This is a genomic window from Pseudomonas sp. SID14000 (genome assembly GCF_002165135.1).
GTDB lineage: Bacteria > Pseudomonadota > Gammaproteobacteria > Pseudomonadales > Pseudomonadaceae > Aquipseudomonas.
The window spans coordinates 1-753 of sequence record NZ_NFZQ01000062.1 but is presented as its reverse complement, the minus strand read 5'-3'; the positions used below and the strand labels follow the sequence as shown (position 1 = coordinate 753).

At 63.2% G+C, this 753-nt stretch carries 1 pseudogene; it reads left to right on the top strand.

The window, feature by feature from the left end:
• Window positions 1-753, top strand: a pseudogene (locus CAY82_RS24860) (type IV secretion protein Rhs); the annotation flags it as partial.

Here is a 753-nt window from a genome sequence, read left to right as displayed (position 1 = left end):
GCGGCACCCGCGTGCACCTGCACTACGACAACCCGCTCGGTCGCCTGACCGACATCAAGCGCGTGGTGAACAACCAGGCGGTGGAAACGCTCACCCAGTACCGCTACGACGAACACGGCCAGCTGAGCGCGGTGATCAACCGCAACGGTGACACCGTGCGCAGCTTCAGCTACGCCGAAGGCCTGATGGTAACCCACAGCAACGCGCTGGGCCTGGGCTGCCACTACCGTTGGGAAACCCTCGGCGACAAGCCGCGCGTGGTCGAACACTGGACCAGCGATGGCGAACACTACCACTTCCGCTACGACCTAGACGCCCGCACCAGCTGGGCCACCGACGTGCTCGGCCGCGAGCTGGAAGTGCAGTACAACGCCGACCACCGCGTGCTCGCCAGCCGTGACTACGGTGGCGAACGCTACGCCATCGAGCTGGACGAGCAGGGCAACATGGTTGGCCTGGATTTGCCGGACGGCAACCGGCTCGCCTTCAAGTACGATGAATACGCCCGCCTGTTGGAAGAAACCGACCCGCTGGGCCGCAAGACCACCTACGAATATCACCACCTGACCACGCTGGTGACCCAGGTCAGCTATCCGGACGGCAGCACCTGGCGAGCGCGCTACGATGACAAGGGCAACCTGCTCGCCGAATTCGATGCCCTCGGCCAGATGACCGAGTACCTGAACAGCGATGACGGCCTGCCGCATACCATCATCGATGCAACTTACAAGTCCAAGTACCTGTGGTGGAACA